This is a genomic window from Citrobacter sp. CK191, assembly GCF_030333435.1.
Lineage (GTDB): Bacteria > Pseudomonadota > Gammaproteobacteria > Enterobacterales > Enterobacteriaceae > Citrobacter_B > Citrobacter_B koseri.
Window position 1 is genome coordinate 582670 of the sequence record NZ_JAOWFX010000031.1, and the last position, 15812, is coordinate 598481.

Here is a 15812-nt window from a genome sequence, read left to right on the forward strand (position 1 = left end):
AGCGTGAGCATGGATATTAGCGATTTTTATCAGACATTTTTTGATGAAGCTGACGAGCTGTTGGCTGACATGGAGCAGCACCTGCTTGATTTGGCGCCTGAAGCCCCGGACTCTGAGCAACTGAATGCCATTTTTCGTGCGGCGCACTCCATTAAAGGCGGCGCAGGTACTTTCGGCTTTACCGTTTTGCAGGAAACAACCCACTTGATGGAAAACCTGCTGGATGAAGCCCGGCGCGGTGAGATGCAGCTCAATACCGACATTATCAACCTGTTTTTGGAAACGAAAGATATTATGCAGGAACAGCTCGACGCCTATAAAAGCTCGGAAGAGCCGGATGCCGCAAGCTTCGAATATATCTGCAACGCGTTACGTCAGTTAGCGCTTGAGGCGAAAGGGGAAACCGCTCCGGCGGTGGTTAACGCTGCCAAACTGAGCGTCGTCGACGGTACGGCGATACAGGAAGAGGCAGTCGCACAGGAAAACAGCGCGGAAGAGAGCAAACTGCGCGTGGTTCTTTCGCGCCTGAAAGCCAATGAAGTCGATCTGCTTGAAGAAGAGTTGGGCAACCTGGCCACCTTAACGGATGTGGTGAAAGGCGAGGATTCGCTGTCCGCGACCCTCGACGGCACGATTGCGGAAGATGACATCATTGCGGTGCTCTGCTTTGTGATTGAAGCCGATCAGATAGCCTTTGAGACGGTCTCCTCAGCCCCGGTCGCGCAGGTCGAGGAGCCTGTTGCTGTGGCAACTACGCCGCAACCGACCGCAGTGGTTCCTGTTGCCAAAGCCGCCGCCAGCGAACCGCAGTCCGGGCGCGCCGAGCGTGAAAAGCCGGCCCGTGAGCGAGAGTCAACCAGTATTCGCGTGGCGGTTGAGAAAGTAGACCAGTTGATCAACCTGGTCGGCGAACTGGTGATTACTCAGTCAATGCTGGCCCAGCGTTCTAATGAACTGGACCCGGTTAATCATGGCGATCTCATCACCAGCATGGGTCAGTTACAACGTAACGCCCGCGATCTGCAAGAGTCGGTGATGTCGATTCGTATGATGCCGATGGAGTACGTCTTCAGCCGCTTCCCGCGTCTGGTGCGCGACCTGGCGGGGAAACTGGGCAAACAGGTTGAACTGACCCTCGTCGGCAGCTCGACGGAACTGGATAAAAGTCTGATTGAACGCATTATCGACCCATTAACCCACCTGGTGCGCAATAGCCTCGATCACGGTATCGAGATGCCGGAAACACGCCTTGAAGCCGGGAAGAATGCTATCGGTAATCTGATCCTCTCCGCTGAACACCAGGGCGGCAATATCTGCATTGAAGTGACCGATGACGGCGCGGGGCTGAATCGCGAGCGCATTCTGGCGAAAGCTGTCTCTCAGGGGATGGCGGTCAACGAAAACATGACCGATGAAGAAGTGGGCATGTTGATTTTTGCGCCGGGCTTCTCCACCGCCGAGCAGGTGACGGATGTTTCCGGTCGCGGCGTGGGCATGGACGTGGTGAAACGTAACATCCAGGAGATGGGCGGCCACGTTGAAATCCAGTCGAAGCAGGGGACGGGCACCACCATTCGCATTCTGCTGCCGCTGACGCTGGCTATTCTGGACGGGATGTCCGTCCGCGTGGCGGGCGAAGTGTTCATTCTGCCGCTGAATGCGGTAATGGAATCGCTGCAACCGCGTGAAGACGATCTGCACCCGCTGGCCGGAGGCGAGCGCGTACTGGAAGTGCGCGGCGAGTATCTGCCGCTGGTGGAACTGTGGAAAGTCTTTGATGTCGTTGGCGCCAAAACTGAAGCCACGCAGGGCATTGTGGTGATCCTGCAAAGCGGCGGTCGCCGTTACGCACTGCTGGTTGATCAGCTTATTGGACAGCACCAGGTGGTAGTGAAAAACCTGGAAAGCAACTATCGCAAGGTGCCTGGCATTTCTGCGGCGACGATTCTGGGCGACGGCAGCGTGGCGCTGATCGTTGATGTCTCCGCATTGCAGGGTTTAAACCGTGAACAACGTATGGCGATCACAGCCGCCTGATTGAGTGAGAAAGGTAATTATATGACCGGTATGAGTAATGTAACCAAACTGGCCGGCGAGCCGTCAGGTCAGGAATTCCTGGTATTTACACTGGGAGATGAAGAGTACGGTATCGACATCCTGAAAGTGCAGGAGATCCGTGGCTACGATCAGGTCACGCGCATCGCTAACACGCCTTCTTTTATTAAAGGGGTGACGAACCTGCGCGGCGTGATTGTGCCGATTGTCGATCTGCGCGTGAAGTTCTGCCAGGGCGACGTTGAGTATAACGATAACACGGTGGTCATCGTGTTGAATCTGGGACAACGCGTGGTAGGGATTGTGGTGGACGGCGTGTCTGACGTGCTGTCGCTGACGGCGGAGCAAATTCGCCCGGCGCCGGAGTTTGCCGTTACCCTGTCTACGGAATATCTGACCGGTCTGGGCGCGCTTGGCGAACGTATGTTGATCCTGGTGAACATTGAGAAACTGCTGAACAGCGATGAGATGGCGCTGCTTGATATCGCCGCTTCCCACGTTGCATAACCGTTGACTGCCTGTGCCGGATGGCGGTGTAAACACCTTATCCGGCCTACATACGGCGATGAGTCATGTGTAGGCCGGATAAGCGAAGCGCCATCCGGCAAATACATTACCCCACTAACTGCTGCGGAACGCGTTCTTCCGCGTCCTCTTCCAGCAAACCTTCATTCTGCGCCAGCATCGCGGTGGCAATCCCGTTTCCTAACACGTTAATGGCGGAACGTCCCATATCAAGAAAATGGTCAATCCCCATCAGCAACAAAATGCCCGCCACCGGAATATTGAAGCTCGGAATCGTGGCGGCCAGCACCACCAGCGCAGAACGCGGCACGCCTGCAATTCCTTTTGACGCCAGCATCAGCGTCAGCATCAGCACCGTAATTTCCGCAAAAGAGAGATGAATATTATAAGCCTGCGCGATAAACATCGACGCGAAAGAGCAGTACACCATTGAGCCGACGAGGTTAAAAGAGTAACCAATAGGCAGCACAAACGACACGATGTTGCGTGAGCAGCCAAACTTCGTCAGTTGTTCCAGCGTTTTCGGGTAAGCGGCTTCAGAGCTGCTGGTAGTAAAGGCGACCAGCACCGGATCTTTCAACATGCTGACTAAACGGAACACCTCTTTTTTCAGCACCATATAGCCCACGGCCAACAGCACCAGGCAGGTCAGCAGAATCGCCACATAGTAGCCGCCGATAAACGACGCGTAGTTAAGCAGAATCCCCAGCCCCTGGGTGGCGATCACCGAGGAGATCGCGGCAAAAATGGCCAGTGGCGCAACGTACATCACGTAGCCGGTTACCTTCAGCATAATATGTGAAACCACATCCAGGGCGGCGACCAGCGGCGCGTTGAATTTCTCGCCAAGCGACGCGCCGCCAATACCGAAGAACATGGAAAACACGACGATCTGCAAAATTTCATTATTGGCCATCGCCCCGGCAATGCTGGTCGGAATGGTGTGCGACAGGAATCCTTTTAAGCTCATACCGCCCACCGCAAGCCCGGTGTCGACCGATTCTGCCGGAATTGCCAGATTCAGACCGCTGCCCGGATGCTCAATCGTCACGATAAACAGCCCCACCAGAATGGACAACACGGAAGAACTGATAAACCAGACCATCGCTTTACCGCCAACGCGGCCGATAGTGGCGGTTTCGCCCAGACGCATGATGCCCACGGTCAGCGTGCTGAAGACCAGCGGGGCAATCACCATTTTAATGAGCCGTAAGAAAATATCGGTGAGGAGCGTGATGTTATCGGACCAGGCGGCGATCGCCTCCTGTGACGCGTAAGAGTGAATCACCGCGCCTGACAGGATGCCTGCCAGCATGAAGATCACGATAAATAACGTGAGTTTGTTTGCACTTGCCACTGAAAAGCCCTCTGGCTGGATTTAACATGTTGTTGTCAGTAACGCTTTTGTTTTATTTATTGAGTCGCACTGAAATATTCATCATATAAATTGAATTAAAGCGCAGGGGGATACAACTATTTTTTATTATTTATTCATTTTGTTGTGTTCTGACGGCTGTGCTTATGTGATCGGAGTCACATAAGCATCGTTTTTGTCGGCAAAATGCAAACTGTCCAGGAGGGTGATGAATGTTAATATAATGATAATAATGATGTTTTTCTGTCAATGTCTGGTTGCCGCCCCAAAACCGCCAGCCGCGATCCGCCGATCGGCGCTTCCTGCTTCTATTTCCTTTTCGCAAATGTAAAGTTCTCTTCTCTGGTGCCGATAACGTTGATAACTCGTTTTCAGGAAGGTGCCTTATGTTTAACCGTATCCGCGTTGTCACAATGCTGATGATGGTGCTGGGGGTTTTCGCACTGCTACAGCTTGTTTCCGGTGGTCTGTTGTTTTCGTCATTACAGCAGAACCAGCAGAGTTTTGTTATTTCAAATGATTTACGCCAGCAGCAGAGCGAACTGACCTCGACATGGGATCTCATGCTGCAAACGCGTATTAACCTGAGCCGTTCTTCGGCCCGCATGATGATGGATGCCTCTAATCAGCAGAGCAGCGCGAAAAACGACCTGCTAAAAAACGCCAAAAGCACGCTGGAGCAGGCGGCAACGCATTATGCCAACTTCAAAAATATCAATCCGCTGCCGGAGATGGCGGAAGCCAGCGGCAATGTGGATGAAAAATACCAGCAATACCATGCGGCGCTGGCGGAACTGGTTCAGTTCCTCGAAAACGGCAACATGGATGCCTACTTCGCGCAGCCAACCCAGGGGATGCAGAACGCACTTGGCGAAGCGCTGGGCAAATACGCTGGCGTGAGCGAAAAACTGTACAGCAAGGCGTTTGATGAGAGCGCGCGTGACTACCATTTTGCCCAGTGGCAATTGGGTATTCTGGCCGTTGTCCTGGTGCTGATTCTGGTTGTGGTGTGGTACGGCATTCGTCATACCTTGCTGAATCCGCTGGCGCGAGTGATTGCCCATATTCGTGACATCGCCAGCGGCAACCTGACCAATACGCTGACCGTCTCCGGGCGCAATGAGATCGGTGAACTGGCGGGAACCGTTGATCATATGCAGCGTTCGCTGATTGAGACGGTGACTCAGGTACGTGAAGGGTCTGACGCCATCTATTCCGGCACCAGCGAAATCGCTACGGGCAACACCGATCTTTCCTCCCGCACCGAGCAGCAGGCGTCGGCGCTGGAAGAGACGGCTGCCAGCATGGAACAGCTCACCGCGACGGTGAAACAGAACGCCGACAATGCCCGTCAGGCGTCGCACCTGGCACAAAGCGCCTCCGACACCGCACAACACGGCGGGAAAGTGGTGGATGGCGTGGTCAACACCATGCATGAAATTGCCGACAGCTCGAAGAAGATCGCCGACATCATCAGCGTTATCGACGGCATTGCATTCCAGACCAATATTCTGGCGCTGAACGCTGCGGTTGAAGCCGCGCGCGCCGGGGAGCAAGGGCGCGGGTTTGCGGTGGTGGCAGGGGAAGTGCGTAACCTGGCAAGCCGCAGCGCGCAGGCGGCGAAAGAGATCAAAGCGCTCATTGAAGATTCCGTTTCGCGGGTGGATACCGGCTCCGTGCTGGTGGAAAGCGCCGGTGAAACGATGAGAGACATTGTCAACGCCGTGACCCGCGTGACGGACATCATGGGTGAAATCGCGTCGGCTTCCGATGAGCAAAGCCGCGGGATCGATCAGGTGGCGCTGGCCGTCTCTGAGATGGATCGCGTCACGCAGCAGAACGCCTCGCTGGTGCAGGAGTCGGCGGCCGCAGCGGCCGCGCTGGAAGAGCAGGCCAGCCGTTTAACGATGGCGGTATCCGCGTTTCGTCTGGCATCTCGTCCATTAACCGTAAAAACAGACCTGAATACAACCGCAGCGGCGCCGCGTACAGCGCAACCGCGCCAGCTTGCAACTGAACAAGATACTCACTGGGAAACATTTTGATCGTCTTTTAATCGTGGCCTTTGCCGCCTAATGGGAGCGTTGATGTTTAATCGTATTCGAATCTCGACCACGCTGTTTTTAATCTTGATCCTCTGCGGTGTTTTGCAGATTGGCAGTAATGGCTTGTCCTTTTGGGCATTTCGCGATGGTTTTCAGAGTCTGAACCAGGTCGAGCAAAGTAATCAGCAACGCGCAGCATTGGCGCAAACACGCGCCGTTTTATTACAGGCCAGTACCGCGCTGAATAAAGCCGGAACGTTAACCGCGCTGAGCTATCCGCCCGAGGATATCAAACAGCTGATGACCACCGCCCGGGAAAGCCTGGCGCAGTCCGGCGTTGTGTTTAAAGGTTTTATGGCGACAGAGGCGAGTACGGAAGAGGGGAAAGCGTTACAGGCCGCCACGGAAAAGAGTTATACGCAGTGGTATAGCGATCTGGAGCATCAGGCCACCTGGCTTGAAAGCAACCAGCTGTCGGATTTTCTGACCGCGCCGGTACAGGCATCGCAGGACGCCTTTGACGCCAACGTCAATACCTGGCAGCAGGATATCAACCGTGTTCTGGAGACGGCCAGCGAACAGGGAAAAGACAATTATCACCGCTCGGCGATCATTTTTATCACGATGGTGGTCGTCGCCGCGTTGTTAACCACCGGGGCGCTGTTCTGGTCACGCAAAATGATTGTTCAGCCGTTGGCGATTATCGGCAGCCATTTTGACAGCATTGCGGACGGAAACCTGGCGCGGCCGATCGCCGTGTATGGGCGCAACGAGATTTCCGCTATTTTCGCCAGCCTGAAGGCCATGCAGCAGGCGCTGCGCGAAACGGTCAGCGACGTGCGGCAGGGCAGTTTAGCGATGCATACCGGCATTTCGGAAATCGCGATGGGCAATAACGATCTGTCGTCACGTACCGAACAGCAGGCGGCGTCGCTGGCGCAAACCGCAGCCAGTATGGAGCAGCTAACGGCAACGGTCGGGCAGAACGCCGATAACGCCCGTCAGGCCTCCGGTCTGGCGAAAAGCGCGGCGGATACCGCGAAAAAAGGCGGTGACCAGGCTTCGCGTATGGCCAGCACAATGCAGGATATTGCCGCCAGTTCGCAGAAAATTGGCGACATCATCGGCGTTATCGACAGCATTGCGTTTCAGACCAATATTCTGGCGCTGAATGCGGCGGTCGAAGCGGCGCGGGCCGGTGAGCAGGGGCGCGGTTTTGCCGTTGTCGCAGGCGAAGTGCGTAACCTGGCGAGCCGCAGCGCGCAGGCGGCCAAAGAGATTAAAGGGTTGATTGAGGAGTCCGTAAACCGTGTGCATCAGGGATCGCAACTGGTGGACACCGCCGCGAATACCATGACGGAGATCGTCAGCTCGGTAACCCAGGTGAACGACATCATGGGCGAAATCGCTTCGGCCTCCGATGAACAGCGCCGAGGAATTGAGCAGGTGGCGCAAGCCGTCAGCCAGATGGATCAGGTGACGCAACAAAACGCCGCGCTTGTCGAAGAAGCCGCCGCCGCCACCGATCAGTTAGCGAACCAGGCAGACCATCTCTCTGCCCGTGTCGCGGTATTTAAGCTTGAAGAGCAAGTCGTAACACAACAAGAGTCGGCGCCGCCGCAAGCGGTACCCGTTGTATCCTGAATGTGATTGAGAAGGCGCTATGACATCATCGCTGCCCACCGGGCAAACGTCATTATTGTTACAGATGACACAGCGCCTCGCGCTGTCTGACGCGCATTTTCGTCGGATATGTCAATTAATCTACCAGCGCGCGGGAATCGTGCTGGCGGACCACAAGCGGGATATGGTTTACAACCGCCTGGTCCGTCGCCTGAGAACGCTGGGGCTGGATGATTTCGGCCGTTACCTCAGCATGCTGGAAGCCAACCAGAACAGCGCTGAGTGGCAGGCTTTTATTAACTCATTGACCACTAACCTGACGGCCTTCTTCCGTGAAGCGCATCACTTCCCGGTACTGGCGGATCACGCGCGTCGCCGCAACGGGGAATACCGTGTGTGGAGCGCGGCGGCCTCTACCGGAGAGGAACCCTACAGCATCGCCATTACGCTGGCGGATGCCTTAGGGATGGCGCCGGGGCGCTGGAAAGTTTTCGCCAGCGATATCGACACCGAAGTACTGGAAAAGGCGAGAAGCGGGATTTACCGTCAGGACGAGTTGAAAACGCTGTCGCCACAACAGTTGCAGCGTTATTTCATGCGCGGTACAGGCCCGCATGAAGGGCTGGTGCGCGTGCGACAGGAACTGGCTAATTACGTTGAGTTTTCCACCCTCAACCTGCTGGATAAACAGTACAACGTTCCCGGGCCATTCGACGCGATATTTTGCCGTAACGTCATGATCTATTTTGATAAAACAACGCAGCAGGACATTCTGCGTCGTTTTGTTCCACTCCTTAAGCCTGACGGACTGCTGTTTGCGGGTCACTCAGAAAACTTTAGCAACCTCGTGCGCGACTTTAGCCTGCGCGGACAGACGGTGTATGCGCTAAGTAAGGACAAAGCATGAGTAAAATCAGGGTGTTGTCGGTTGACGATTCAGCGCTGATGCGCCAAATCATGACCGAAATTATTAACAGCCATAGCGATATGGAAATGGTGGCGACGGCGCCCGATCCGCTGGTTGCCAGGGATTTAATCAAAAAATATAACCCCGATGTGCTGACGCTGGATGTGGAAATGCCGCGCATGGACGGTCTCGATTTTCTTGAGAAACTGATGCGCCTGCGTCCGATGCCGGTGGTTATGGTCTCCTCTCTGACCGGGAAAGGTTCAGAGGTGACACTGCGCGCGCTGGAACTGGGGGCGATTGATTTTGTCACCAAGCCTCAGTTGGGCATTCGCGAGGGGATGCTGGCGTACAGCGAGATGATCGCAGAGAAAGTCCGCACCGCGTCACGCGCTCGCCTGGCGGCGCATAAGCCGATGGCTGCGCCTGTGACGCTAAAAGCGGGGCCGCTGCTCAGTTCTGAAAAACTGATCGCGATTGGCGCCTCGACGGGGGGAACCGAGGCCATACGTCATGTGCTGCAACCGCTGCCGCTTTCCAGTCCGGCGGTGATCATCACCCAGCATATGCCGCCCGGTTTTACCCGTTCGTTTGCCGAGCGGTTAAATAAGCTCTGCCAGATTAGCGTGAAAGAGGCGGAAGACGGCGAACGCGTGTTGCCAGGCCATGCCTACATCGCCCCCGGCGACAAGCATATGGAACTGACGCGCAGCGGGGCGAACTATCAAATCAAAATTCATGACGGGCCGCCGGTTAACCGCCATCGCCCGTCAGTGGATGTGCTGTTTCATTCGGTCGCGAAACATGCGGGGCGCAATGCGGTAGGGGTCATCCTTACCGGCATGGGCAACGATGGCGCGGCCGGAATGTTAGCGATGCACCAGGCTGGCGCCTGGACTATCGCGCAAAACGAAGCAAGTTGTGTGGTGTTCGGCATGCCGCGCGAGGCCATCAATATGGGTGGCGTGAGCGAAGTGGTCGATCTTAGCCAGGTAAGCCAGCAGATGCTGGCGAAAATCAGTGCCGGACAGGCAATACGTATTTAACGAGGAGTATTTTTTTATGGCGGACAAAGAGCTCAGATTTCTGGTTGTGGATGACTTTTCCACCATGCGTCGCATCGTGCGCAACCTGCTAAAAGAGCTGGGTTTCAATAACGTCGAAGAGGCCGAAGATGGCGTTGACGCACTGAACAAATTGCAGGCAAGCGGCTTTGACTTCGTAATTTCTGACTGGAACATGCCCAACATGGACGGTCTGGAACTGCTGAAAACGATTCGCGCTGATGGCGCAATGGCGTCATTGCCGGTGCTGATGGTGACCGCAGAAGCGAAGAAAGAGAACATTATCGCGGCTGCGCAGGCGGGTGCCAGCGGCTATGTGGTGAAACCGTTCACTGCGGCGACGCTGGAAGAGAAACTCAACAAAATCTTTGAGAAACTGGGCATGTGAGGGTCTGAGTATGATGCAACCACAAATTAAACCTGTTGATGAGCATTCAGCAGGGGACATCATTGCGCGCATCGGCAGTCTGACCCGAATGCTGCGTGACAGCCTGCGTGAACTGGGGCTGGATCAGGCGATAGCAGAAGCGGCGGAAGCGATTCCTGACGCGCGCGATCGTCTGGACTATGTTGTACAGATGACGGCGCAGGCGGCGGAACGTGCGCTGAACAGCGTTGAAGCCTCTCAGCCACACCAGGATGAAATGGAGAAGGGCGCCAAAGCGCTGACCAAACGCTGGGATGAGTGGTTCGAAAACCCGATTGAACTCGCCGACGCCCGCGAACTGGTTACGGATACGCGTAAATTCCTCGGTGATGTGCCGGGGCATACCAGCTTCACCAATGCGCAACTGCTGGACATCATGATGGCGCAGGATTTCCAGGATCTCACCGGTCAGGTTATCAAGCGCATGATGGATGTGATCCAGGAGATTGAGCGTCAGCTGCTGATGGTATTGCTGGAAAACATCCCTGAGCAAAATTCACGTCCGAAACGCGAGAATGAAAGCCTGCTCAATGGCCCACAGGTCGACACCACCAAAGCCGGCGTTGTCGCTAGCCAGGATCAGGTGGATGACCTGCTGGATAGTCTCGGGTTCTGATGCGGTAAGGTATCCTCAGGTTGTGCCGACAACCTGAGGAACGTTTAGCGCAGATCCATTTTTACCGTCACATTGCCCTCAAATTCGCCGGGCGCTGGCGTTGCGCTGGTCGTGCTCACCGGTGCGGCTTTGATGCGTACCGCGCCGTTACCTTGCTCATCCATCGTCACCGGAAATTCAAAGGTGCCGTCCAGCGCAACATTTTGGTTGTCCTCACTAAAGATTCTCACTCCCAGGTCGTCTCTGCCGAGCATTTTGGCTATCAGGGGATCGCTGCTGTCTACAACCCCCTGGTCGGCGCTGAGCGTTAGCTTGATTCTGTCGGTATTTCCCACGGCGTTGCCGTCGCAGTGGTAAGAGATATCAACGTTTTTCAGGGCGTAGCCTTCGGGAGGCTGACCCCTGGTGACAAACTGTTTACTCACAATTTTCCCCAGATCAACCTCAATGGTGCTTCCGGCATTAATCGTACAGCTCAGCGGGGCAGAGAGTGAGCCACTCAGCCAGATATTTGATACGTGCTGTGCGCTGCCAGCGTCGCAGCTTCCTGAGCCAAAATAGAGACAGGCGTAGTTTTGCACGAGTATCGTTGGGGGAATGACTTCGATACCGAGAATGGGCTTTTTGATATAAAACGTGGCGGCGATAACATTCCATCTGAACGTTCGCTTCGCGGGGGCGGGCGCGCCAGGATGGGTGCTGTCGCTACAGACGCTGGCGGAACCTTCGGTGGGTTTCATTGACTCGATCACTTTCCCCATCGACGACACCGGCGTCGGATACTGGTTAATGTTGATCTGAATCAGGCCGGTACCGTCCAGAGAATTAACGGCATCGCTATAACCTGCAACATCAATATCTATGTTTTCAGTCAGATAACCGTACCCGGCGATACCGGCATTAAGCGGGCTTCCGGCCAGCGTCAATTCCATTATTGCCGTTGATTCAAACAGATTGCCAGGGCATGTGCAGTTTGCCGCCATTTCAACGCCGTTCCCGACAATATGCTCATCAAATTTAACAATATTGTTGGTCGTGTTGTCGTTTGCGTTGATTTCGTTGCTGAACGTGACGCTGTAATACTGTGGCGCGGTAAAGCAGTCTTGCAGAATAGTTGCGGCCTGGGCTGTTGCGGACGCCATCAGGCAAAGACCTGCTGCGGACAATGAAAGACGTGCGTATTTTCCCATTTTACTTAACATTTTGCGGTTCCTGCTGACAAATCGCGCTGAGGTAATGGATGCCGGTCGGGCTGACCGCGTGGTGTTCGCTATTCAGCGTGATGTGGGCTGTGCATTGTTGATCCTGTGAATTTCCCCATTTGACGCTTAACTGAACGTCGTCGGCGACCCCAGCCAGGTAGAGCGTGCCCGTATCATCCACGATGCCGCTGATGGCGAGGGCGTCGACCGTCGCCATCGCGCCAAAAGGCACCGTCATGCCATTCGGGCGGGTTAATTTTATGAGCGTGCGATAGCCGACATGCGCATCAAAAGCGGCGGAAACGGCGGCATTGCGCGAAGGAATCACCGTCACGGCGGTTTCACTGGTATCAACGTCCTCCGGCAGGCTGCTGGTGTCGACGCGAATCCGGTTTTCCTGATAGGGGCTTAATGACGGGATGATAGCGTTGCCTTGCCAGTCAGTCTGAATGCCGCGCTGGTTTTGGAAGTGTACGCCCGATGCGCCGTTGGCGTTGACGATAGCAAACTGACTGCCTAAAGGCTGAGCCAGCGTGACGCCGTGTGGATGGGCGACAATCGCACCGCTGACGCCGTAACTCAAGCGCTGCGTATCGTCAGAGGAGGTGTAGTAACCCGCATTGAGGTTGGCGTATTGTGAGCGATAGCTACCGTATACGCTGCTGGTGTCTGCGCCGTCATGGTTGGAATGGCTCTGCTGGAAGGCGTAATTCAGGCGTTCATCGTCCAGCAGAGTACCGTTTAACCCGATATTTTGCTGGGTGTAGCCATGCTTGTTATTGCTGATGTTATAGCTGCTCCAGGCCCCCGGTAGCCACTGACTTAACGGCACGCTGAAGCCGAAGGCGATCATCTGGTCGCTCTCTTCGCCGTTGCTTTTGCTGTAGGTATAAGCGAGGTGGACGCTGATATTTTTAATCGTGGTATTCAGGCCCGCCGAAATACTGCGCTCTTTGTAGGCGGTGCCCCAGTAATCCTGCTGATAACCGTTCAGGTAAAGGCTGGCGCCGGACACGTTCTGGCTTATGCTGGCCTGAATCCGGTTGCGTTTGTTAAAGCGAAACAGCAGATCATCTTCATGATCGTCGTACTTTTGATTCGCGTCGGCGAAACTGTAATAACCACGGGTAGAGTAGCGGTAGCTGGCCAGCGTAAAGTTCGTCTCCGTGGTGTCAATTTTCCCGGAGTAGAGCAGGCGATAAGACTGGCCGGTGTGCTGAGTGTCATCATCAAGCCGGGTTTTCGCCAGCGTCACATCGGCGGAAAGCGACCCGACGATGCCAAGGGAGAGGCCAGCTCCGCTGTTCATCGCCTGATAATCCTGCGCGGCGGTCACGCCGCCGAACAGCGTGACGCTATTGTTCAGGCCATAAATGAGGCTACCCTGCACGAAGTCCGGTTCATTTTGTTCGCTCCCGCTGTCTGCGCGATAGCGACCCGCAGTAACTTCATATTTCATATGCCCAGGACGCTGCATCACGGCGACGCTGGAATAAGGCTGGGTAAAGTGGCGCTCTGTGCCATCGGCCTCTTTTACCGTGACTTCCAGATCGCCGCTGTTGGTCGTGGAATAAAGGTCGTTAATTTCAAATGCGCCGGGCGCGACATTTTGCTGATAGATGAGATAACCGTTCTGACGTACCGACACTTCGGCGTTGGAGCTGGCGATGCCGCGAATCACCGGCGCGTAACCGCGCTGGCTGTAAGGCAGCATCTCTTCATCAGAGGCGATATTGACGCCACGGTATTGCAGACTGTCAAAAACGTCGCCCCGGGTGTTGCTTTCTCCCCCGGTAAACTGCGCTTTCAGGGCGTCAATATCGTGCTGCAAGTAGGTGTTGATGGTTTCCCAGTGATGGCTGCCGTCAGTGTCGCTCCAGGTGGCGTAATTGCGCAGCCGCCAGCCGCCGATATTGGTGCCGCTGCGCATATTCAGGTACTGGTTAGTGGTGTTGTTTTGCGTGTCGTCCTGGTTTTGTGAACCGGAAAAGGCGTAGTCGACAAAGGCGACGGGGACGCCGTCATCCCAGCGTGACGGATCAATATAGCCTTTACCCGTACCGGCAATGGCGGCCTGCGGGATGCTAAGGCGCAGCGTCATAACGGAGAAATCGAGCGTTGCCAGCGCCTGTGGGATATACGCGCTCAACGGTTCAGGCAGTGGCTTCGCCGCATTGAGTGCGGCTAATTCAGGATATTTATCGACCGCCACGCCCCATTTTCTTAGCATATCCGGCGTGAGCTGCGGCGTCAGTTCGCCGCCAGGCGTGCCGAGGTAGGTGATATCCGCATCATCCAGGCGCACATCGTTAATCATGACCCGGGAAGCGTAAATGCCGGGCAATTGCGCACTGGATTTAGAAAATAAGGAAAGATCGATATCCTGCTGCGTCAGCATATTCCCCTCCAGCGCAGAAGGCGAAAAGCGATACTCGCGCGCGTTCGCGACACAGGAAGAGACCAGCAACATACCGCCAAGGCAACGCACCAGCGGGGTGAGTCGCTGACGTAAAAGAGGTGGGCCAAAAGCCATAAGGTGGTTTAATCCTGAGCCAGAGTGACGGTATATTTGTCAGAGGCGTTGCCGTAATCCGTAATGCAACGCCAGCTAACGGTGTTTCCCGAGGCGCTTTTCGGCACCGGGATTTGCACGCTGGACCTGGGAGTGACCATATCGGCTTTCTCAAGTCTGGTGTTGCCGAGCAGCAGACTGTCAAAGATGCTGTGAAACGCGCCTTCATTGACCACCGTTAACATTTCGCCGCGACGAACAAAATGCAGGTTCTTGCAGGTCTCGGTGGGCGTACCTTGCAAGCCCTTCGGACGCCAGAACAATTTCAGACGCGTTTTGTAAATCAGACGCAACACGTTTTTATCATCGTCTTCTTTGGCCGTACCGGGAATTGTGCGCACATTCATGTAGAACAGGGATTCCCGGTCTGTGGGAAGCGCGGTTCCATTCCAGGCAATACGCAGGCTTTGTTCTTTCTGCGGGTCAAGACGGAACAGTGGCGGCGTGACAATAAAAGGCCCACGCGTTTTACCGTCGCCGGTATCAGACCATGACTGGATCAGCCACGGCAGTTCCTTCTCTTTATTGACCAGCGGAAGGGCGACCTCTTTTTTCCCTGCGTCATAAATAATGCGCGTGCGGCCAACCTGGATTCCAGCGGCATGGCTAAATGATGTTAATATTACAGGGAGGCATAATAAAACCTGAGATACAGTACGCATAACCTTAACTTATATTAAGTGGACATATAAAAGCGGGGAAGATAATAGTCCGGGTCCATTTTCGGACTATTATCAGATTCGCCTTCCTGAAATAAATCTGTTAATGCCAGAAGATGCTATGGATTTTATCAATGAGTAAAGTCAGGTTATTAACGATAAAGTATATTTACGGTCATGTCCGCATCGGCCGGGCCCGCAGTGACGGTTTGCGAGAATGATTTATAACGGGCATTGAAATTCGCCTGAACAGAGTCGCCCGTCAGAGTGGGTAATTCGATAAACACCTGTCCTTCTCCACCATCCATTGTAATGAGTTGCGTGTCTTTATTTTCCGGGCTAACGGCAATACCGACCCCTGTTGCCGCCGTATCTCCGGCGGTAGTGATTTTACTGACATCCAGTAATGTCGAAGAACCTGTCAGGGCGGTTGTCCCGTTAAACGTTAACTGAACGGCGGGCAGACCATCGCTTTTAAGTGGGCAATCCACTAATACAATGGAAAAGGGGGCAAGCGTTGATTCAGTTCCTGGAGTGGAAAAAAGCGAGGTGGGGTAAGTACCTAATGGCACGGTGCTGTTCGTTCCATCATCGCCCTGAATCTCACAACTGGGTTCGATAATTTGTCCTGTGAAGTGAATCGTACCGGCATTCAGTTCGGCGGCGAAGGTTCCCGTTGACGCCAGTGCCAGCAGTGCGCCTGATATAATATGTCCTCTTGCGTTCATAACTGTAGTTCCTT

Annotated in this window: 13 protein-coding genes; 8 read left to right on the forward strand and 5 right to left on the reverse strand. The window is 54.7% G+C overall.

What is annotated here, in order from left to right:
* Positions 1-3 precede the first annotated feature (3 nt).
* Both cheA and cheW read left to right on the forward strand, forming a co-directional pair.
* Entirely contained in the window at positions 4-2037 is a 2034-nt protein-coding gene (gene cheA, locus OGV82_RS14510; RefSeq protein ID WP_047463131.1) for a chemotaxis protein CheA, read from the forward strand.
* Positions 2038-2058: 21 nt separating this feature from the next.
* Positions 2059-2562 carry a chemotaxis protein CheW gene (gene cheW, locus OGV82_RS14515; RefSeq protein WP_024130249.1) on the forward strand — a complete coding sequence of 168 codons (504 nt, stop codon included), beginning with the start codon at positions 2059-2061 and terminating at the stop codon, positions 2560-2562.
* A gap of 106 nt (positions 2563-2668) precedes the next feature.
* On the opposite strand, the gene OGV82_RS14520 is transcribed toward cheW, so the two are convergent.
* Positions 2669-3937 (reverse strand): dicarboxylate/amino acid:cation symporter, encoded by a 1269-nt coding sequence (locus OGV82_RS14520; protein ID WP_047463133.1) that lies wholly within the window; start codon positions 3935-3937, stop codon positions 2669-2671.
* A 404-nt stretch (positions 3938-4341) separates the two neighbouring features.
* On the opposite strand from OGV82_RS14520, the gene tar reads away from it, so the two are divergent.
* From tar to cheZ, 6 genes are read left to right on the forward strand one after another with little or no spacing between them, the layout of a single operon-like run.
* Positions 4342-6000, forward strand: coding sequence for a methyl-accepting chemotaxis protein II (tar, locus tag OGV82_RS14525; protein WP_012131963.1), 1659 nt, complete (start codon positions 4342-4344; stop codon positions 5998-6000).
* A 42-nt stretch (positions 6001-6042) separates the two neighbouring features.
* Positions 6043-7644, forward strand: coding sequence for a methyl-accepting chemotaxis protein IV (gene tap / locus OGV82_RS14530; protein WP_047463136.1), 1602 nt, complete (start codon positions 6043-6045; stop codon positions 7642-7644).
* A gap of 19 nt (positions 7645-7663) precedes the next feature.
* Complete coding sequence (cheR, locus tag OGV82_RS14535) at positions 7664-8530, forward strand: protein-glutamate O-methyltransferase CheR (RefSeq protein ID WP_047463139.1); 867 nt, start codon at positions 7664-7666, stop codon at positions 8528-8530.
* Complete coding sequence (gene cheB / locus OGV82_RS14540; RefSeq protein ID WP_012131966.1) at positions 8527-9576, forward strand: protein-glutamate methylesterase/protein glutamine deamidase; 1050 nt, start codon at positions 8527-8529, stop codon at positions 9574-9576. The genes cheR and cheB overlap by 4 nt, the downstream gene beginning before the upstream one ends.
* Before the next feature lie 16 nt (positions 9577-9592).
* Positions 9593-9982: a chemotaxis response regulator CheY gene (gene cheY, locus OGV82_RS14545; protein WP_012131967.1), complete on the forward strand. Its 390-nt coding sequence runs from the start codon at positions 9593-9595 to the stop codon at positions 9980-9982.
* A gap of 10 nt (positions 9983-9992) precedes the next feature.
* Positions 9993-10637: a protein phosphatase CheZ gene (gene cheZ, locus OGV82_RS14550; RefSeq protein WP_012131968.1), complete on the forward strand. Its 645-nt coding sequence runs from the start codon at positions 9993-9995 to the stop codon at positions 10635-10637.
* Positions 10638-10681: 44 nt separating this feature from the next.
* Here cheZ and OGV82_RS14555 read toward each other — a convergent pair whose 3' ends face one another.
* The 4 genes from OGV82_RS14555 to OGV82_RS14570 all read right to left on the reverse strand — a co-directional run bounded on the left by OGV82_RS14555 (position 10682) and on the right by OGV82_RS14570 (position 15798).
* Positions 10682-11839: a fimbrial protein gene (locus OGV82_RS14555; RefSeq protein WP_047463142.1), complete on the reverse strand. Its 1158-nt coding sequence runs from the start codon at positions 11837-11839 to the stop codon at positions 10682-10684.
* Positions 11829-14372: a fimbria/pilus outer membrane usher protein gene (locus OGV82_RS14560; RefSeq protein ID WP_233607619.1), complete on the reverse strand. Its 2544-nt coding sequence runs from the start codon at positions 14370-14372 to the stop codon at positions 11829-11831. Before OGV82_RS14560 ends, OGV82_RS14555 begins: the two co-directional genes overlap by 11 nt.
* A gap of 8 nt (positions 14373-14380) precedes the next feature.
* The gene (locus tag OGV82_RS14565; protein ID WP_047463149.1) at positions 14381-15073 is read right to left on the reverse strand and encodes a fimbrial biogenesis chaperone; all 693 of its coding nucleotides are present in this window, start codon (positions 15071-15073) and stop codon (positions 14381-14383) included.
* Between the two features lie 149 nt (positions 15074-15222).
* The gene (locus OGV82_RS14570) at positions 15223-15798 is read right to left on the reverse strand and encodes a fimbrial protein (RefSeq protein WP_047463152.1); all 576 of its coding nucleotides are present in this window, start codon (positions 15796-15798) and stop codon (positions 15223-15225) included.
* Positions 15799-15812 lie beyond the last annotated feature (14 nt).

Bases quoted from the DNA above. Each gene is read 5' to 3' on its own strand.
- OGV82_RS14565 (WP_047463149.1), bottom strand. From the start codon at position 15,073: ATGCGTACTGTATCTCAGGTTTTATTATGCCTCCCTGTAATATTAACA.
- OGV82_RS14555 (WP_047463142.1), bottom strand. From the start codon at position 11,839: ATGTTAAGTAAAATGGGAAAATACGCACGTCTTTCATTGTCCGCAGCA.
- cheW (WP_024130249.1), top strand. From the start codon at position 2,059: ATGACCGGTATGAGTAATGTAACCAAACTGGCCGGCGAGCCGTCAGGT.
- OGV82_RS14570 (WP_047463152.1), bottom strand. From the start codon at position 15,798: ATGAACGCAAGAGGACATATTATATCAGGCGCACTGCTGGCACTGGCG.
- cheY (WP_012131967.1), top strand. From the start codon at position 9,593: ATGGCGGACAAAGAGCTCAGATTTCTGGTTGTGGATGACTTTTCCACC.
- OGV82_RS14560 (WP_233607619.1), bottom strand. From the start codon at position 14,372: ATGGCTTTTGGCCCACCTCTTTTACGTCAGCGACTCACCCCGCTGGTG.
- cheB (WP_012131966.1), top strand. From the start codon at position 8,527: ATGAGTAAAATCAGGGTGTTGTCGGTTGACGATTCAGCGCTGATGCGC.
- cheR (WP_047463139.1), top strand. From the start codon at position 7,664: ATGACATCATCGCTGCCCACCGGGCAAACGTCATTATTGTTACAGATG.
- tar (WP_012131963.1), top strand. From the start codon at position 4,342: ATGTTTAACCGTATCCGCGTTGTCACAATGCTGATGATGGTGCTGGGG.
- cheZ (WP_012131968.1), top strand. From the start codon at position 9,993: ATGATGCAACCACAAATTAAACCTGTTGATGAGCATTCAGCAGGGGAC.
- tap (WP_047463136.1), top strand. From the start codon at position 6,043: ATGTTTAATCGTATTCGAATCTCGACCACGCTGTTTTTAATCTTGATC.